We start from the raw sequence: 16,580 nt of genomic DNA on the forward strand, positions 1-16,580 counted from the left end.
TGGACAAGGAGGCCTCAGTGAAACAGGCCCAGTCCCCCGGGGTGAGTATAGCCGGGGAAGACCTCGCCCAGTCGAACACCGCCGCTGCGCCGCTGCAGTAACTCGCTCAGCACCTGTCGGTAGTCGGTAGTAACCTGCAAATCGCCGTTATCCAGATCACCGTCGGCCAGCCCGGGCCAATCGCTGTGCACTCGGCCACCATTGACACCGCCACCCAGTAACAACATGGCGTTGCCATGGCCGTGATCAGTGCCAAAGGAGCCATTCTCTCCCGCTCGGCGGCCGAACTCGCTCATGCAAACCACCGTGACCCGCTGCATAGCCGTAGGACCAAGATCCTGCATAAAAGCGACAAGGCCATTTGCCAGCGTCGCGAGGTTATTTCGCAGCGCACCATTCTGATTGACATGGGTATCCCAGCCGCCGATATCGACACTGACAAACTCCGCACCAATATTAGACCGAATTAACTGAGCAGCCTTGCGCATGCCGCGACCAAAGCCGTTGTTGGCATATTCCGCGCCATTGGCAGGCTCCAGCGCGGCAGGATTCGCCCGCTTAAGGGTGTCCAGCACCTCCAGCGCCAGGCGGCTATGTATATCGAGCCCGGTATTGCTACCGTGCATCATCGCCATCGCCGACAGAAAATCCGCGCCCTGATTCATAATGCTGTCGAAGCGGTCGAAGGACGACAGTGCAAGGGGCGGCACCGGCCCCTGCTGGCTGTGGGGCGCCGCGCCGGCAATCGCCACCGAGCGAAACGGTGAGGCGCTGCTACCGCTATGGGTCGCCGCGACATGGCGCCCCACCCAGCCGGTCAATGTTGCCGTGGGATCCTGCACGCCACTTTCCATGATTGCCTGGGCGTCGAAGTGTGAACGGCTGCTGTGAGGCGAACCCGCGGCATGTACCGCCGCAAACTGCCCTGACTGCCAGTAGGGCAGCAAGGGCGACAGCGCAGGATGCAGGCCAAAAAAGCCGTCGAGGTCCAGTGCCCCATCGTTTTCGCCGGGGCGAGACACCCGCACAATTGGCCTGCGCGCGTAGTAGTCGTCACTGCCATGGGGCACGACAACATTAAGCCCGTCGACCGCGCCGCGCATAAATATCACCACAACAGTATTGCCACTCGCACCGGCGGCACGACTGATGGCCTGCTCGGTTTCCTGTCCGACCAGCTTAGTCCACAATTCTCGACGGCTATAGGCCATGGTTCAGATCCTTATTGTTATCGGCGCAGGGCATAGGGCGACGACACCAGCAACGCCATCAGCCGCCGCCAGAACTGTTCTGTTGATGCCGCGCCGCCGTCGGGCTTCACCCCGGCGGCGGCCAGCAGGACGGAGGCCTGCTCTGGCAGTAGCTCGCGCATTAACAGGCGATCGCGCATATTTGCCAGCGCCCGTTGCGGGTCGGTCTCCTGACCCGCGGCCCAGGCCGCATTACTCAGGCCGTCCTCGCGCTGCTGACCGGCAACCTGAATGGTGTAACGCCAGCGCTCCAACAGACCGTTGACACTGGCCCAGTATGATTCAACATCGGGATAGCCATTCGGGGACGGCCACTGGAAAGGAACGTGCCCTGTTCGACTGATCATGGCATCGCTGTTGGGCCCTTCATAAGCGTCGTTAAAATCACTTTTCAGGGGATCAAACATTGAGTAATCGGGCTTCGGCAAAAAGTCGATATTGGCCAGGCCCGACATGCTGTACAAATCGGGAATCGCCGCCGCCTCAAGAATATCGTTAACACTGCGATCGTTGTCCATCTGCGGGTCGAGGGCACGCACCAGATACAGGGCGCCCTCCTGAGGACGAGTGAGCTTGGCATCGGCGGAATTGCGGAACTCACTGCTCGCAAAGACCTGGCGCAACATCGCAGGAATATCGCCATCACTGCCCCACGCCGCCGCAACTGCGTCAACAAATCCTGCCGGCGCGATACCATCCGCCACAAAACGACGGTACAACTTGCGCGCGATATGCCGCCGGGTCGCCGGGTGCGCCACCAGAATATCGAGTACGTCGTCGCCGTCTTCCATGCCGCGATTGGCGGCGAGGGAGTGACCCAGCACCGTTTTGGCAGCGGAATCGTGGTTGTCGCTATTAAATACAAAGGTGCTGTGCTGGCCAAACAGGCAGAGCTGATCCTGCTCGTCGAACTGAACTGACCAACCAGTAAAGGCGCGAGCTACATTTTTAATATCGGCTTCAGTATAACCGCCGTCCACCCCCAGGGTGTGTAGCTCCAGCAGCTCTCTCGCGTAATTTTCGTTGGGATTTTTCCCGGTGGAACGGCGATTGTCGAGATATTCCAGCATCGCCGGACTTCTGGCGGAGGCCCGCAGCATTGCCGAGAAACTGCGCAAGGCGTTCGCGCGAATGACCTCGCGGTCGTCCAGGGTTTTCATATGACGGGCAATACCATCGCCGTGATACACCGTAAAGTGATCGCTCCAGAAATCGACCATCACCTCAAACAACTGCTTACGACTGAAAATGCGTCGGAACAGGGTCGCGGCGCGCAGCTCCCGCATCACTCGACCATCGTCCTTCAACTGTGCGAGACGACAGGCACTGTAGTTGACCGTTGGCCAGCGAAAGTTGACCTCGGTTTCAACATCCGCATCGGCAGTAAAGTTCGGATCGAGTTGCTCGTCTAACCAGCCGTCAATGCCGAGGGACCTGAGCCGTGCCAGCTCGTCGGGGCCTGGCCCCCAGGAGGCGCGCTTTAACAGATGTAATTCAGCGGAAGGGGGCGGCAGGTTGGCAGAGGCCGCCGTGGAATTTTGCTGCAGCGCGGGGCTGCTTTGGGCGGTGTTTTCGGTATTTTCCGCAACAGCAGGTGCGCTACCCCCTCCCCCGCCACCACCACAGGCGGTGAGACCCAGGGCGACGGCGCCGCCACTCCATTGCACAAATTGTCGGCGCGTACTCATAGCAGCCCTGCGATCTGTCAGAATTCTAACAGTTAGCTTAAGGGAGAAAATTCGGCGGAGCCGAGACCCACTTCACAAAGCTGCCGACTCCGCGGCACAGGGCAGGGTTGATCGCCTATTTTGCGAAACAATGCAGAACCAACATCGTTTCACAAGGCGATAACACTTATCAGGTGGCTAAGTTAGTCCACCGAGCGAGTGCGGCCGTTGTCGTCGATAGCCACGTATACAAATTCGCCCTCGGTAACTTTAACCGACTCATCCTCGTCGATGTCGGTGGTCCACACCTCGACATTGACACGAATAGAGCTTCGACCTATCTCGACAATTTCGGTGTAGCAGGTTACCACCGCGCCCACATTAACTGGCGTTAGAAAAGCCATACCGCCCACCGCTACGGTCGCGATACGTCCACCTGCACGGCGTCCTGCAGTGATACCTCCAGCAACATCCATTTGCGATAACAACCAGCCACCGTAGATATCGCCGTCAGCGTTGGTATCTGCGGGCATTGCAATCACCTGCAAGGCCAGCTCGCCGATAGGACGCGGTGCATCATCTATGTCACGCATTACAGTTCTCTTCTTTTATAAGGAAAGATTTAGGCGCCAGTTAACGTTTTAGCATTAGTATTGTCAATCTAATTACCTGAGCAGCCCTGGCAACCAGGTTGCCAGGCCCGGCCACATCGCCAACATCAGCAACATCAACAACTGCAGGGCAATAAAAGGTGCAACTCCCCGGTAAATCTGCGCTGTACTCACTGACGCCGGCGCCACACCGCGCAAATAGAACAGGGCAAACCCGAATGGTGGGGTCAAAAACGAGGTTTGCAAGTTCAGCGCGATCATAATGCCCAACCAAATCGGATCGACACCCATAGCCAATAATATCGGCCCCACAATTGGCACAACCACAAAGGTGATTTCGATAAAATCGAGAATAAACCCGAGCAGGAAGATCACCAGCATGACCAAAGCGGTTGCCATAACCACCCCGCCGGGCATGCTGTCGAAGAAGTGGTGAATAAGTTCGTCACCACCAAAGCCGCGAAACACCAGTGAAAAAACCGCCGCGCCGATAAGTATCATAAACACCATGCAGGTCACCTTCATGGTCTCCTGCGACACCTCGGCCAAACGCGATAGCGACAAGCGCCCCCGCGCTGCAGCCAGCAACGCGGCACCCAGAGCGCCGACCCCGGCGGCCTCGGTCGGTGTGGCGGCCCCCAGCAGAATTGAGCCCAGCACGGTCACAATCAGCAATACCGGCGGCAAAAAGCCCTTGGCCAAATCCTTCAGCGGGGGGGGCTCAAGGTCGCTGGCAGGAGGAGCCAGCTGCGGGCGCACAATGGCAACACCACCCACGTAGAGCATATACAGCAGCACCAGCAGCAATCCCGGCACCAGTGCGCCCACAAACAAGTCGCCAACCGACAGGGTTTTCGGGCTGAACACGCCCATATTCAACTGGGCTTGCTGGTAAGCACTGGACAGGGTATCGCCCAGCAATACCAGGGCGATCGACGGCGGAATAATCTGCCCCAGCGTACCGGTGGCGCAGATGGTTCCCGTTGCCAGCGAGGGGTCGTAGCCACGCTTGAGCATCGACGGCAGTGACATCAGGCCCATGGTCACCACGGTTGCGCCGACAATACCGGTGCTCGCCGCCAGCAACATACCCACCAACACCACTGATATACCCAAGCCACCCCGGCGGCGGCCAAACAGCGCAGCCATATTGCCCAGCAATTCCTCTGCAAGCTGGCTCTTTTCCAGTAGCACCCCCATCAGCACAAAGAGTGGTACCGCAATGAGGGTGGTATTGGAAATCGTGCCGAAAAGCCGGTTCGGCAGTGCGCTGAGAAAGGTGGGGTCGAAATGACCAATGCTGATACCGATGCCGGCAAAGATCATCGCCACACCGGCAAGGCTGAACGCCACTGGATATCCCAGCATCAAGACCACGCAAATGGCGAGAAACATGAGTAACGGCAGCAATTCAATCAACATGACGGCGCTCCGCTCAACACCCGAACATTGCGCAGTAACTCAGCCACGCCCTGCAACGCCAGATTTATCGCCATTAACGGAATCAGACTTTTTAACAGGAAGACTCCGGGAATACCCCCCGATTCCGCCGATGTTTCCCGAATAGCCCAGGCTTTCGCGGTAAATTCCCAACTGCTGAAGACAATCAGCCCACAGAGGGGCAGTAAAAACACCAGGGTGCCGAGGCTGTCGACCCACGCCCGAGTGCGGGGGGAAAATCGCTGGTAGAGAATATCTACCCGCACATGGCCACCGTGCTTGAAGGTGTAGGCGGCCCCCAACATGAAAATGCTGCCGTGCAGGTAGGTGATCGACTCCTGCATTGCCATAATGCCAGCGCCGAATCCGTAGCGCATTACCACTACCCCTGCGGTCACCGCCATCATTATCGGAATACACCAGGCCAACAGGCGGCCCCAAAGTTCGGTGTAGCGGTCGATCAGTAAGATGAATGCCGTCATGATACTTGTTTGAGTATGTCCGTTTTTATAAGCCGCACATTATAGGCACAGGCAGCCCCGCCCCGCCATGCGACAGGCGGCGAAACGCGGTATCATTGTCGCTTTTCGCCCCGTATTGGATACACATGCAGACTCCCCCGCTCTCTGAAAAGGAAACCCGGCTTGAACTGTTCGCCGGCATCCACCCGCAAAACCAACAACCGGTGTTCGAGCAATGTCTGGCCACTCCCACGGAGACCGAGCACCAATACCGCCTGTTGAAGTCGCCGATGTTTGTACGCGGCGTAGCCGCGCGGGATATCGTCAAAATTGTGCCGGAGTCCCGCGGTCGTTTTTCACTGGTGGAGCGCGGTGGCAACCTCTGCGTGCGGGTCTTTCTGCGCGAACCGGACAGCGCGCTTGAAGAGGCACTGACCGGCGAGCTGGAAAAACTTGGCGGCCATCTTGATATCGCCAGCGAACGGGCACTGGTGTACAGCATCCACTTTGGTATCGGCTTTCAAACGCTGGAAAAGCTGCTCGACACCCATCTGCCCAAGGGTTCTGCCCGCTGGCTCTACGGCAATGTGTATGACGATGAAGGACAGCCACTGAACTGGTGGCAGTCGATGATGCAGGTTTAGACACGAGGCAGCCATTAACCATGCTAATGCTTATTTCTCCAGCCAAAACGCTGGACTTCGACACCCCCGCCCATACCGACATCTTTACCCAGGGGGATTTCCTCAAGCAGTCCCGCGCCCTGATCAAGGAGCTGCGCGAGCTTGCCCCCCACGATATTTCTGCGTTGATGAAAATCAGCGACAAACTGGGCAGCCTCAATCATCAGCGCTTTGCCGATTGGCACACGCCGTTTACCCCGGACAACGCCAAACAGGCCATTCTCGCCTTTCGCGGCGATGTGTACACCGGCCTCGACGCCGACAGTTTCAACGACGATGACTTCGCCTTTGCCCAACAGCACCTGCGCATTCTCAGTGGCTTGTATGGTCTGCTGCGACCGCTGGATCTGATTCAGCCCTACCGGCTGGAAATGGGCACGAAATTCGCCAACAGCGGTGGCAAGAACCTCTATGAATTCTGGGGCGACAGCATTACCAAGGCGGTCAACAGGCAGTTGAAGGAGACCGGGCCACTGCTGGTCAACCTGGCGTCCAACGAATACTACAGCGCGGTAAAACCGGGGCAAATCAAGGCCGACATCATTACCCCGGTGTTCAAGGACTGCAAAAACGGCAAATACAAAATCATCAGTTTTTACGCGAAAAAGGCCCGAGGACTAATGAGCGCCTGGATCATTAAAAATCGCATTACCGAGGCGGAGCATCTCAAGCAATTTGACTGCGAGGGCTACTATTTCTGCCCCGCCCAGTCCACTGCTCGCGAGTGGGTATTCCTGCGTGACGAAGTCGCCTGATACGACTACTCCATTGCCAGAACAGCCCGCCAGTGTGCCTCCTCCACTGGCATTATCGACAGCCTGCTGCCCTTTTTAAGCAGTGCCATTCCATCAAGTGCCGGGTTGCCCTTCAGCTCCTTCAGGGTAATCAGCCGCGATAACTTACGCTGGAATTGCACATCGACCATATACCAGCGCGGATCATCGTCGCTGGCCTTGGGATCGTAGTATTTCGACTCCGGGTTGCGCGCCGTGTGGTCCGGATAGGCCTCCCTCACCACTCTGGCAATCCCTGCCACACCGGGGGTCTTGCAGGCGGAGTGGTAAAACAGAATTTGATCGCCCACCTTCATTCGGTCGCGCATGAAATTGCGCGCCTGATAATTGCGCACACCGTCCCAATGCTCGGTGGCATTTTTCCTCGCGGCGAGGTCGTCGATACCAAAGGTATCCGGCTCGGATTTCATCAACCAGTATTGCATCACCTGTTCCCCTTGGGGATTATGGCAGGCCCACACTCACCCCAAATGACTGGACGATATGATGGAAAAGCCTTTTTCACAGGCCTGCGAAAACAATAAAACACCTATTCTCGAGCAGCTGCTACCTGCATTGCAAGACAGCAGGTCAGTGCTGGAAATCGGTAGCGGCACCGGTCAGCACGCGGTTCACTTCGCCGCGGCGATGCCCCACCTGCAATGGCAGTGTTGCGACCAGCGCCCCTACCTCGACGGCATTCGCCAGTGGATTGCCGATAGTCACCTGAGCAATCTCCTGCCTCCCCAGGAGTTTGAGGTCAATCACTCCCCCTGGCCCAGCGGCGAGTTTGACACCGTGTACAGCGCCAACACCCTGCACATTATGAGCTGGCCGTCTGTCGAGCGGCTGTTCGCTCGACTGGCCGAGCAGCCGGGCATCACTCGGCTGTGTATCTATGGCCCCTTCAACTACCACGGCGATTTCACCTCGGACAGCAATGCGAGCTTTGATCGCTGGCTGAAAGACCGCGATCCTCTCAGTGGTATCCGCGATATGGAAGCAGTCAATGCCCTCGCTGCAGAAGCCGGGTACACCCTGCACCGCGATTACGCCATGCCCGCCAATAACAGGCTTGTCATCTGGCTGCGCTAAGCGTTTGACCAGCGAAAAAAAAACCCGCTGCAAGCAGCGGGTTTTTATCAGAGCATGATACTCAGAGCTACTTAGGGCTCGTATTCGTACTCGTACTCGTCTTCGTCGGCTGAGCTGGACTCTTCCACGGCAGCAGGCTCGTACTCATACGACTCTTCCGCAGCAGGCTCTTCAGTCATCGGCTCCTCAGTCATCGGCTCGTCCAACATGGGCTCGTCGGCCATGGGCTCTTCAACCGCTGGCAGGTAGGAGTTGTCTACCGGCACGTCTGTGCTACCCAGAACTTTCAGCTCAACGCGGCGGTTTTGCGCACGGCCTTCGGCAGTGTCATTGCTCGCCACTGGCTGCTCTTCACCGTAGCCACGGGCAGTCAGGCGGCTGCCTTCAACCCCTTTCAAGGTCAGGTAACGCTTGACTGACTTGGCGCGGTTTTGCGACAGGTTCATGTTGTAGCTGTCGCTACCTTTGCTGTCGGTGTGACCCTGCAGCTCAACATCGAAACCAGGCGAGCTGATCAGCGTTGCCGCAACACCATCAAGGATGGTTTCAGCGTTAACGGTCAGTTGCGCGCTGTTGAATTCGAAGTTAACACCGCGAAGTACAACAGACTGCTCTTGACCACAACCATTGGACATTACCGGCGTACCAGGAGCGGTATCGGGGCAAGCGTCATTGCGATTCACAACACCGTCGCCATCGCTGTCCAGCGAACAACCCTGCTCGTCAACTTCTTCGCCGGCAGGTGTGTTGGGACACTTGTCGAGGTAGTCGGCAACACCGTCTTTGTCGCCGTCAAGGGGACAACCTACGCTGTCAACCTGAACACCGCGGGGGGTGCCGGGGCACTGATCCGCGTTGTCGAAAACGCCGTCGCCGTCAGCATCTTTCGGGCCGTACTGGGCATCAAAGAAGTTAAAGCGCAGACCCAGCAACAGGCTCTGTGCTTCGTATTCAGTTTCAAGGCGGCTGGTGTCGCTCTTGAACGTGGGGTCTTCAGACATGGCGTAGCGGTAACCGGCGTCCAGTACCACACGAGGGGTCAGGTGGTAGTTCAAACCCGCACCCAGCTGGCCAATGGTGACATCATCGCTGGCGCCGTTCACTTCCATATCGGCCATACCGATACCAAAGCCAAGGTAGGGACGCAGACGCTCACCCTGATTGAAGTCGTACCAGAAGTTGACCAACAGCTGCTCTACAGACAGGTCGCCGTTACCGTTTTCGACTTCATTCTCGCCGTCGCGGTACTCAAGCTCTGCACGCCAGGCACTGGCAAACTTGTAACCCAGGCTGATACCGAAGGCGCCATCGGCGTCATATTCGGTTTCAACATCTGATGTGCCGCCACCAGGCAGCGCACCGATGCCACCCAGCAGGCCACCAATCGGGTCATTGCCCGTTGCCGCTGCACTGGTTGTCAGTTCACCATCAGCGTCGAAAACGTCGGTATAAAACGCGTTTCCACCCAGATAGAACCCTTTCTCTTCTTCGGCAGCAACCACGCCCGCAGCAGACGCAAGTATCGCGCCAGCCATCAGGCTAGGAATCCATTGCTTGCTCATAGCTTTCCCCCAGTCATTAGTATTAAAGGTATTGTTTCCAACATAGTATGTATAAACCACTATTCAGCGGAAGTTTAACCGAAACTACGACCGCCAGTTAGTGATATAAATCCCGCATTCTGCGCAATCCCCGGTTATGCGTGACATAGCGCACATTTATGACTTATCTTTGTTGACATTTCAAGCAATAAAGCAGAATGCCTACCAAATACGGTACTATACCCGCTATTTCTCCAGGAGACATTCATCAATGGCAACCGAGTTGCTTTCTCCCGCAGGCAGCCTGCGCAATATGCGCTACGCCTTTGCCTACGGCGCCGACGCGGTGTATGCCGGACAGCCGCGCTACAGTCTGCGCGTCCGCAACAACGAATTCAAGGATCTCGACACCCTGGCGACCGGTATTAATGAAGCCCACGCAATGGGCAAGCAATTCTACCTGGCCTCCAATATTTCCCCGCACAACGACAAGATCCGCAGCTATCTGCGCGATCTGGAGCCGGTGATTGAACTCGGCCCGGACGCGCTGATAATGGCTGACCCCGGCCTGATTATGCTGGTCCGGGAGCGCTGGCCAGACCAGGTCATTCACCTTTCTGTGCAGGCTAACGCGGTCAACTGGGCCAGCGTAAAGTTCTGGTATCAGAACGGTATTCGCCGAGTAATTCTTTCCCGCGAACTATCACTGGATGAAATCGAGGAAATCCGTCAGCGGGTGCCGGAGATGGAGCTGGAGGTCTTCGTCCACGGCGCGCTGTGCATCGCTTACTCGGGCCGCTGCCTGCTCTCGGGCTATATGAACCACCGCGATTCAAACCAGGGCGCCTGCACCAATGCCTGCCGCTGGAAGTACGACGCCCACGCCGCAAAAGAAGACGACAGCGGCGATTTGATTGCCGTGCAAAGCTACACCCCCGAACCCCAAGTGGAGCCTGTGCTACTGCAACAGGCCCAGCGCCCCGGCGAATATATGCCCGCCTACGAGGACGAGCACGGCACCTATATTATGAACTCCAAGGATCTGCGCGCTGTGCAGCATGTGGAGCGCCTGCACAAACTGGGCATTCATTCACTGAAAATCGAGGGTCGCACCAAGTCTCACTATTATGTTGCCCGCACCGCCCAGGTCTACCGCCAGGCGCTCAACGATGCCGCCGCCAACCGCCCCTTCAATATGGGGCTGATGGATGAGCTGGAAACTCTGGCCAACCGGGGCTATACCGAGGGCTTTTATCGGCGCCACCCGCCCAAGGAGTACCAGAACTACGAGATGGGCCTGAACAACGCCCAACAGCAGCAGTTTGTCGGTGAAGTGGTCGACGCGGCTAACAACAGCGTGACTATTGATGTCAAAAACCGCTTTGGCGTGGGTGACCCCATGCAACTGATGACCCCGGATGGCAACCATCGCTTCAACCTCAACACCCTGCTCGACAAAAAGGGCAAGGCCATAGAGCTGGCACCCGGCTCCGGCCATCGGGTCACCATCCCGCTGGACCGGGATATCCCGACGGAAAGTCTGCGTTACGGCCTGCTGGTAAAGGATATTCACGCTCAGGGTTGAGCCTGCTACGCTAAGTGAAACCCTGCGACGAGGCGGTGAATAAATGGACAGACGGAAGTTACGCACACTGCGCGGCCTGATTAACCTGAGTCTGCTGGCCCTGATTTTCGGCGCGATCCTGCAGTTGATGATTGGCCTGCTGGACAGCTACACCGCGCTGTTCATCGGCGTAGGCGGTGTGCTGCTTACCTTCTACTGCTATCGCCGCGCCGATCGCGAAAATGCCAACCAGCTCAGCTACAGTCTGTGGCGGCTGCTACCCACACTCGCCTTTATCGCCGCCCCCATCGCCGTGTACTGGTACGGCAGCGACGCCCAGTGGAGCACCGGTGAAATTTTGCTACTGGTGCAGATCGCCTGTAGCTACCTTGTGCCAATACTCAGTCTACTGTTCGTGGAGCGCGCGCTGAAAAAGGCCCAGCAGTAGCGAGCACTTACTCACTCTGCCTGAACGGCAGCATTCGCGCCGCCTCCAGTAAATACTGGTCGATATGGCGGCGCTCCTCCCGCAGAAAGCCATCAATCGCCTGAGCAAAGCCCTCGTCGGCCAACCAGTGATTGGAGTAGGTAAGTATCGGCTCAAAGCCCCGCTGAATCTTGTGCTCGCCCTGGGCACCGGGATCAAAATGCGCCAGCCCCTGCTCGATACAGTGCTCGATGCCCTGGTAGTAGCAAGCCTCGAAATGTAGAAAGTCGTATTCGCGAACACATCCCCAATAACGGCCATAAAGGCTGTTGCTGCCCTGAAAATTCAGCGCCGCGGCCACTGGCTCCGCCCCCTGATAGGCCAGTACCAGCAACATCTGCTCGGGCATCGTGGCGGCAATCGCGCGAAAGAAGGCTTCGTTCAAATATCCGCCGTGCCCGCTGCGCTTGGCATAGGTGGTTTGATAGCAGCGGTAGAAAAATCGCCACTGCTCGTCACTGGCCTCATCGCCGCGCAACCGGCACAGGCTCAGCCCTTGCTCTGCCACCGTGCGGCGCTCTTTGCGCAGGTTTTTGCGCTTGCGCGAACTGAACGTCCCGAGAAAGTCGTCGAAACTGGCAAAACCCCGATTGAACCAGTGATACTGCGGCCCCACTCGCTGGGCCATCCCGGCCTGCTGCCAAGCATCGGAGCCGGGCTGATCGGGAAACAGAATATGCACCGACGACGCGCCGAGCTGCCGGGCGCGAAGCTGTAACTGCTCAACAAGCCAGGGCATCAGGGCCTCGGCGTCCAACCCTTCGCGCAAACACAGACGCGGCCCAGTGGCCGGGGTAAAGGGCACCGCCGCCACCAGCTTGGGATAGTAGTCGCGACCATAGCGTTGATAGGCATTGGCCCAGGCCCAGTCGAACACATATTCGCCGTAGCTATGGGATTTGATATACAGCGGCAGCACCCCGACCAACACCCCACCTTCGCGCAACAGCAGGTGTTGGGGTTGCCAACCGGTTTCCCGGCGACAGGCCCCACTGGCCTCAAGCGCCGCAAGAAAGCCATGTCGAGTGAAGGGATAGTGTTGTCCGGTCAGCGCATCCCATGCCTCCGCCTCAACCTCGGCTATCGCCTCGCAGTATTCCAGCTCAAGCATATTCAGGCCCTTGCGCCGGTATCATGCCGATCCCGCCGCGCCGTTCAGGGTGTAGTGCAGCACAATCCCCAGGCAAATCACCATGCCAACGTAGTGATTGTTCAAAAAGGCCTTGAAACAGTCCTCTTTGCGGCGATCGCGGATCAATTGTTGCTGGTAAAAAAACAGTCCTGCCGCCGCCATCAAACTCGCATAGTAGATAAAGCTCAGCGCAAACTGCTTGCCCACCAGCACCATGATGAGTATCACCGTGGCCTGCAGCATTGCCGTAATCGCCCGGTCGTCGTCACCAAACAGAATCGCCGTGGATTTCACGCCAATTTTCAGGTCGTCGTCCCGATCAACCATCGCGTAAAAGGTGTCATAGGCCACCGTCCACAACAGCACCGCGATATAAATCAACCACAGGGTGCTCGGCAACTCACCCCGCTGGGCGGCAAAGGCCATGGGAATGCTCCAGGCAAAGGCCGCTCCCAATACCACCTGGGGCAAATGGGTGTAGCGCTTCATAAAGGGGTAACAGGCGGCGAGGGCAACCGCGCCCAAGGACAGCAATACCGTCAGCCAATTGGTCAACACCACCAGTGCGAAGGCGCTCAGGCACAGCAATGCAAACAACACCAGTGCCTCTTTTTCAGTGACCGATCCGGTGGCAAAGGGACGCTCACGGGTGCGCGCGACATGGGCGTCAACCTTGCGGTCGGCGTAGTCGTTAATCACACAACCCGCGGAGCGCATTAAAAAAGTGCCCAGGGAAAATATCACCAGCAACTGCCAGTCAGGCCAGCCTTCGGCGGCCAGAAACAGTGCCCACAGGGTCGGCCACAGCACGAGATACGTCCCTATCGGGCGATCCACCCGCATCAGCGCGAGGTAATGGGGCATTTGCCTGCGCAGCGTGTGTAGTGTTGTCATCATGGAAAAGTTGCCCGGTTATCAGTTCAATCCAGCGCCGGCAGTATACCATCGGCGTTACCACCCTTGCCCCGTCATCGCCACTCAGTCCCAGGCCTGAAAGGCCGGCAGAAAGATTTCACTCACCATAATCGGCCGCTCCCGCAGCAGAAAACAGGAGCGCCGCCCCCACAGTGGCTCATCCACCTCGACGCCCTCGCTCAGTCGGCCCGGCGCGGTGCGACAAATTTCATAGGGAACGCGCCGCATACTGCGGTCGGTGAACAACAGGTGGCCCAACGGACGACTGTCGAGGCGGCGCAGGCGGCGTAAATGTCCGGTCAAGCTGGAGGCCGGCATCACGCTGCGGGCGAACACCCAGGGCTCACCATGGCAGCACAGCAACACCTCGCGTATAAGCCCCCACTCGCGATCGCCCATATCCAGTAAGCGGCGCTCCGACAAGCGCGGCAACCCCCACTGCTGGCTCAACACTCGCACCCGGAAATGGCCGCCGGACTTTCGTCGCAGATGAGCGGTAAGGGAACCGGTGTCCAGCAGCCACCGCGCAACCGGGTGGGGTAACGCGGCTCCTGCAAACTGATTAGCCGGGCGCCAATTGGCTTCCGAGCTGTGGTATCGCCTGAATTGGAGGGGGTACAATGCTGACCTTCCAGTGTACTGGTCACTGTTTAAACAGCTGCACAGGGCGCAATATGCTGTTCGCCGAGTGCGGCAGAATGCGTGAACCGCCACCGACATGCAAGTCGGCGCAGCGCACTGGCACCAATCAATAACAGCCGCTGACGGCAACAGGATAATCGCGTTATGAGTAAGTGGGAATGCATAGTATGTGGCTGGGTTTATGACGAAGAAGTCGGCGACCCCGAGTCTGGTATCAAAGCCGGTACACGCTGGGAAGACATTCCCGACGACTGGCTGTGCCCGGACTGTGGCGTTGGCAAGGAAGACTTTGAGATGATCGAGCAGTCGGAGCCGTCCAACCTGCCCCACCACGATGACGCCCCGACCCCCTCCGCCGACGCGCCCATCATTATTATCGGCTCGGGACTGGCCGGCTACGGGCTGGCCCGGGAGTTGCGCAAACACGACACCGACACACCGCTGATTATCATCACCGCTGACGATGGTCGCGCTTACTCCAAACCCATGCTGTCCACCGGCTTCACCAAGAACCAAGACGCCGACGCCCTCGCGCAGAAGGATGCAGGCAGTATCGGCGAAGATCTCAACGCCAGCGTGTGGACCCACACCCGCGTGACCGCCATCGACACCGTCGCCCAAACCGTGTCCACCGGCGATGCCCAGACCCAGGTGCATTACAAGAAACTGGTGTTGGCCCTCGGTGCCGAGGTGATTCGCCCCCCCATTGGCGGCGATGGCCAGGACTATATCTATGCCGTTAACGACCTTCTCGATTACGACGACTTCCGCAAGGCCGTCGCCAATAACAATGCGAAGAAAATCTGCATTATCGGCGGCGGATTGATCGGTTGTGAATTCACCAACGACTTGATTAACGGCGGGCTCGAAGTCGAAACCGTCGACCCCCTGGGTTACTGCCTGCCAACGCTACTGCCCGAGGCCGCCGGCAAGGCGGTACAGGCCGCACTGGAGGAAAAAGGCGCTACCTTCCACTTCGGCCCCCTTGTCACCGAGGTTAACAAAGCCGATAAGGGCGTCGCGGTCACCCTGAATTCCGGCGACACCCTCAGCTGCGACCTCGTCCTCTCCGCCGTCGGTGTGCGCCCGCAAACCGCACTGGCCAAATCGGCGGGTATTAAGGTGAATCGCGGTATCGTAACGAACCGGCTGCTGGAAACCAGCGCCCCCAACGTATATGCCATGGGCGATTGTGCCGAGGTCGCTGGTCACGTGCTGGTGTATGTGGCGCCGCTGATGGCCCAGGCCCGAGCGCTGGCGAAAACCCTGAGCGGAGAGGCTACAGAGGTCAGCTACCCGGCGATGCCGGTAACCATTAAAACCCCCGCCTGTCCGGTTTGCGTGGCACCACCTGCCGCCGATGCCAAGGGGTCCTGGCAAGTCGAGCAAGACGGCAACAACGTTGTCGCCCGATTTGTGGACACCGCCACCGGCGACCTGCTCGGCTTTGCCCTGACGGGCGAGGGCACCAAGCAGAAAATGGCTCTGCAAAAGCAGCTGCCCGCCATTATGCCCTAGGGCCGGAATAACCTCCGCAGCTTATGCCGGTGAAGGCGGGCTTTTCCACCTGGCGGCCCGGCGGCCGCCAGCAGATACGCTACACTTTAGTAAACAGTTACCACACAGGTACAACGCACGGTCATGAGCCTTTACGAGAATTATATTCTGCCCCATGTAATTAACTGTGCCTGTTCAATGCCCGCCGTCATGGCCGTGCGGGAGGAAATTGTGCCGCTGGCTAGTGGCGTGGTACTGGAAGTCGGCATGGGCAGCGGTCTCAACCTTCCCCTTTACACTGCAGAAAACATCGACTTCATCTGGGGTCTGGAACCCTCTGACGCGATGCGACGACGCGCCGCTGACAAACTGGCTGCCAGCCCCCTGGAAGTGCGTTGGCTGGAGCTGGGAGGCGAGGCGATTCCTCTGGAGGACAACAGCGTCGACACCGTGCTGCTTACCTTCACCCTGTGTACCATTCCCGATTGGCGCGCCGCACTCGCACACATTCGCCGGGTGCTGAAACCCGCCGGAACACTGCTGTTCTGCGAACACGGCCTTTCCCGCGATGCCGAGGTACAGCACTGGCAACAGCGTCTCACCCCGGTGTGGAAACGCCTCGCCGGGGGCTGTCACCTCGACCGACCTATCGCGCAAATGCTGCGCGAGAGCGGATTTGCGATCGACGATATCCAAACGCGCTATTTACCAAAGACGCCTCGCGTCGCGGGCTATGTCTACTCCGGTAGCGCCACCAAAGGCTGAATGGCCCGGCGCATTTACCCGCCGCACTACTGGCATCACCCCTCAGCGCAGGCTAGA

17 protein-coding genes are annotated in these 16,580 nt (G+C 58.2%); 7 read left to right on the forward strand and 10 right to left on the reverse strand.

The window, feature by feature from the left end; all coding sequences use genetic code 11:
* Positions 1-14: 14 nt before the first annotated feature.
* The 5 genes from HCU74_RS12460 to HCU74_RS12480 all read right to left on the reverse strand — a co-directional run bounded on the left by HCU74_RS12460 (position 15) and on the right by HCU74_RS12480 (position 5,450).
* Positions 15-1,211, reverse strand: coding sequence for a DUF1501 domain-containing protein (locus HCU74_RS12460; protein ID WP_168450741.1), 1,197 nt, complete (start codon positions 1,209-1,211; stop codon positions 15-17).
* Between the two features lie 17 nt (positions 1,212-1,228).
* Positions 1,229-2,938, reverse strand: a complete 1,710-nt coding sequence (locus tag HCU74_RS12465; RefSeq protein WP_168450742.1) for a DUF1800 domain-containing protein — start codon at positions 2,936-2,938, stop codon at positions 1,229-1,231.
* A gap of 182 nt (positions 2,939-3,120) precedes the next feature.
* Entirely contained in the window at positions 3,121-3,510 is a 390-nt protein-coding gene (locus HCU74_RS12470) for an acyl-CoA thioesterase (protein WP_168450743.1), read from the reverse strand.
* 72 nt (positions 3,511-3,582) lie between these two features.
* Positions 3,583-4,950, reverse strand: a complete 1,368-nt coding sequence (locus tag HCU74_RS12475) for a TRAP transporter large permease (RefSeq protein WP_168450744.1) — start codon at positions 4,948-4,950, stop codon at positions 3,583-3,585.
* Complete coding sequence (locus tag HCU74_RS12480) at positions 4,944-5,450, reverse strand: TRAP transporter small permease subunit (protein ID WP_168450745.1); 507 nt, start codon at positions 5,448-5,450, stop codon at positions 4,944-4,946. The genes HCU74_RS12475 and HCU74_RS12480 overlap by 7 nt, the downstream gene beginning before the upstream one ends.
* Before the next feature lie 125 nt (positions 5,451-5,575).
* On the opposite strand from HCU74_RS12480, the gene HCU74_RS12485 reads away from it, so the two are divergent.
* Both HCU74_RS12485 and yaaA read left to right on the forward strand, forming a co-directional pair.
* Complete coding sequence (locus tag HCU74_RS12485) at positions 5,576-6,073, forward strand: DUF4265 domain-containing protein (protein WP_168450746.1); 498 nt, start codon at positions 5,576-5,578, stop codon at positions 6,071-6,073.
* Between the two features lie 20 nt (positions 6,074-6,093).
* Positions 6,094-6,867: a peroxide stress protein YaaA gene (gene yaaA, locus HCU74_RS12490; protein ID WP_168450747.1), complete on the forward strand. Its 774-nt coding sequence runs from the start codon at positions 6,094-6,096 to the stop codon at positions 6,865-6,867.
* Between the two features lie 5 nt (positions 6,868-6,872).
* On the opposite strand, the gene HCU74_RS12495 is transcribed toward yaaA, so the two are convergent.
* Positions 6,873-7,331, reverse strand: a complete 459-nt coding sequence (locus HCU74_RS12495; protein WP_168450748.1) for an EVE domain-containing protein — start codon at positions 7,329-7,331, stop codon at positions 6,873-6,875.
* Between the two features lie 61 nt (positions 7,332-7,392).
* Here HCU74_RS12495 and HCU74_RS12500 point away from each other — a divergent pair, with 61 nt between their 5' ends.
* The gene (locus tag HCU74_RS12500) at positions 7,393-7,980 is read left to right on the forward strand and encodes a DUF938 domain-containing protein (protein WP_168450937.1); all 588 of its coding nucleotides are present in this window, start codon (positions 7,393-7,395) and stop codon (positions 7,978-7,980) included.
* 71 nt (positions 7,981-8,051) lie between these two features.
* Here HCU74_RS12500 and HCU74_RS19830 read toward each other — a convergent pair whose 3' ends face one another.
* Positions 8,052-9,542: an OmpA family protein gene (locus HCU74_RS19830; protein ID WP_210425262.1), complete on the reverse strand. Its 1,491-nt coding sequence runs from the start codon at positions 9,540-9,542 to the stop codon at positions 8,052-8,054.
* Positions 9,543-9,792: 250 nt separating this feature from the next.
* Between HCU74_RS19830 and trhP the strand changes: the two genes are divergently transcribed.
* Together trhP and HCU74_RS12515 are read left to right on the forward strand one after the other, a co-directional pair.
* Positions 9,793-11,106: a prephenate-dependent tRNA uridine(34) hydroxylase TrhP gene (gene trhP, locus HCU74_RS12510; RefSeq protein ID WP_168450749.1), complete on the forward strand. Its 1,314-nt coding sequence runs from the start codon at positions 9,793-9,795 to the stop codon at positions 11,104-11,106.
* A 43-nt stretch (positions 11,107-11,149) separates the two neighbouring features.
* Positions 11,150-11,533: a hypothetical protein gene (locus HCU74_RS12515; RefSeq protein ID WP_168450750.1), complete on the forward strand. Its 384-nt coding sequence runs from the start codon at positions 11,150-11,152 to the stop codon at positions 11,531-11,533.
* 7 nt (positions 11,534-11,540) lie between these two features.
* Here HCU74_RS12515 and HCU74_RS12520 read toward each other — a convergent pair whose 3' ends face one another.
* From HCU74_RS12520 to HCU74_RS12530, 3 genes are all read right to left on the reverse strand, one after another.
* A complete protein-coding gene (locus tag HCU74_RS12520; protein ID WP_168450751.1) occupies positions 11,541-12,683 on the reverse strand; it encodes a GNAT family N-acetyltransferase in 1,143 nt (380 codons plus the stop codon).
* Between the two features lie 21 nt (positions 12,684-12,704).
* Positions 12,705-13,601, reverse strand: a complete 897-nt coding sequence (ubiA, locus tag HCU74_RS12525) for a 4-hydroxybenzoate octaprenyltransferase (RefSeq protein ID WP_168450752.1) — start codon at positions 13,599-13,601, stop codon at positions 12,705-12,707.
* Between the two features lie 81 nt (positions 13,602-13,682).
* Complete coding sequence (locus HCU74_RS12530; RefSeq protein WP_246864619.1) at positions 13,683-14,339, reverse strand: chorismate--pyruvate lyase family protein; 657 nt, start codon at positions 14,337-14,339, stop codon at positions 13,683-13,685.
* A 66-nt stretch (positions 14,340-14,405) separates the two neighbouring features.
* Between HCU74_RS12530 and HCU74_RS12535 the strand changes: the two genes are divergently transcribed.
* Together HCU74_RS12535 and HCU74_RS12540 are read left to right on the forward strand one after the other, a co-directional pair.
* A complete protein-coding gene (locus tag HCU74_RS12535) occupies positions 14,406-15,779 on the forward strand; it encodes an FAD-dependent oxidoreductase (RefSeq protein WP_168450754.1) in 1,374 nt (457 codons plus the stop codon).
* A 123-nt stretch (positions 15,780-15,902) separates the two neighbouring features.
* Positions 15,903-16,523, forward strand: a complete 621-nt coding sequence (locus HCU74_RS12540; protein WP_168450755.1) for a class I SAM-dependent methyltransferase — start codon at positions 15,903-15,905, stop codon at positions 16,521-16,523.
* The last annotated feature ends 57 nt before the right edge of the window (positions 16,524-16,580 follow it).

Source organism: Spongiibacter thalassae (assembly GCF_012272835.1).
Taxonomy (GTDB): Bacteria; Pseudomonadota; Gammaproteobacteria; order Pseudomonadales; family Spongiibacteraceae; genus Spongiibacter; species Spongiibacter thalassae.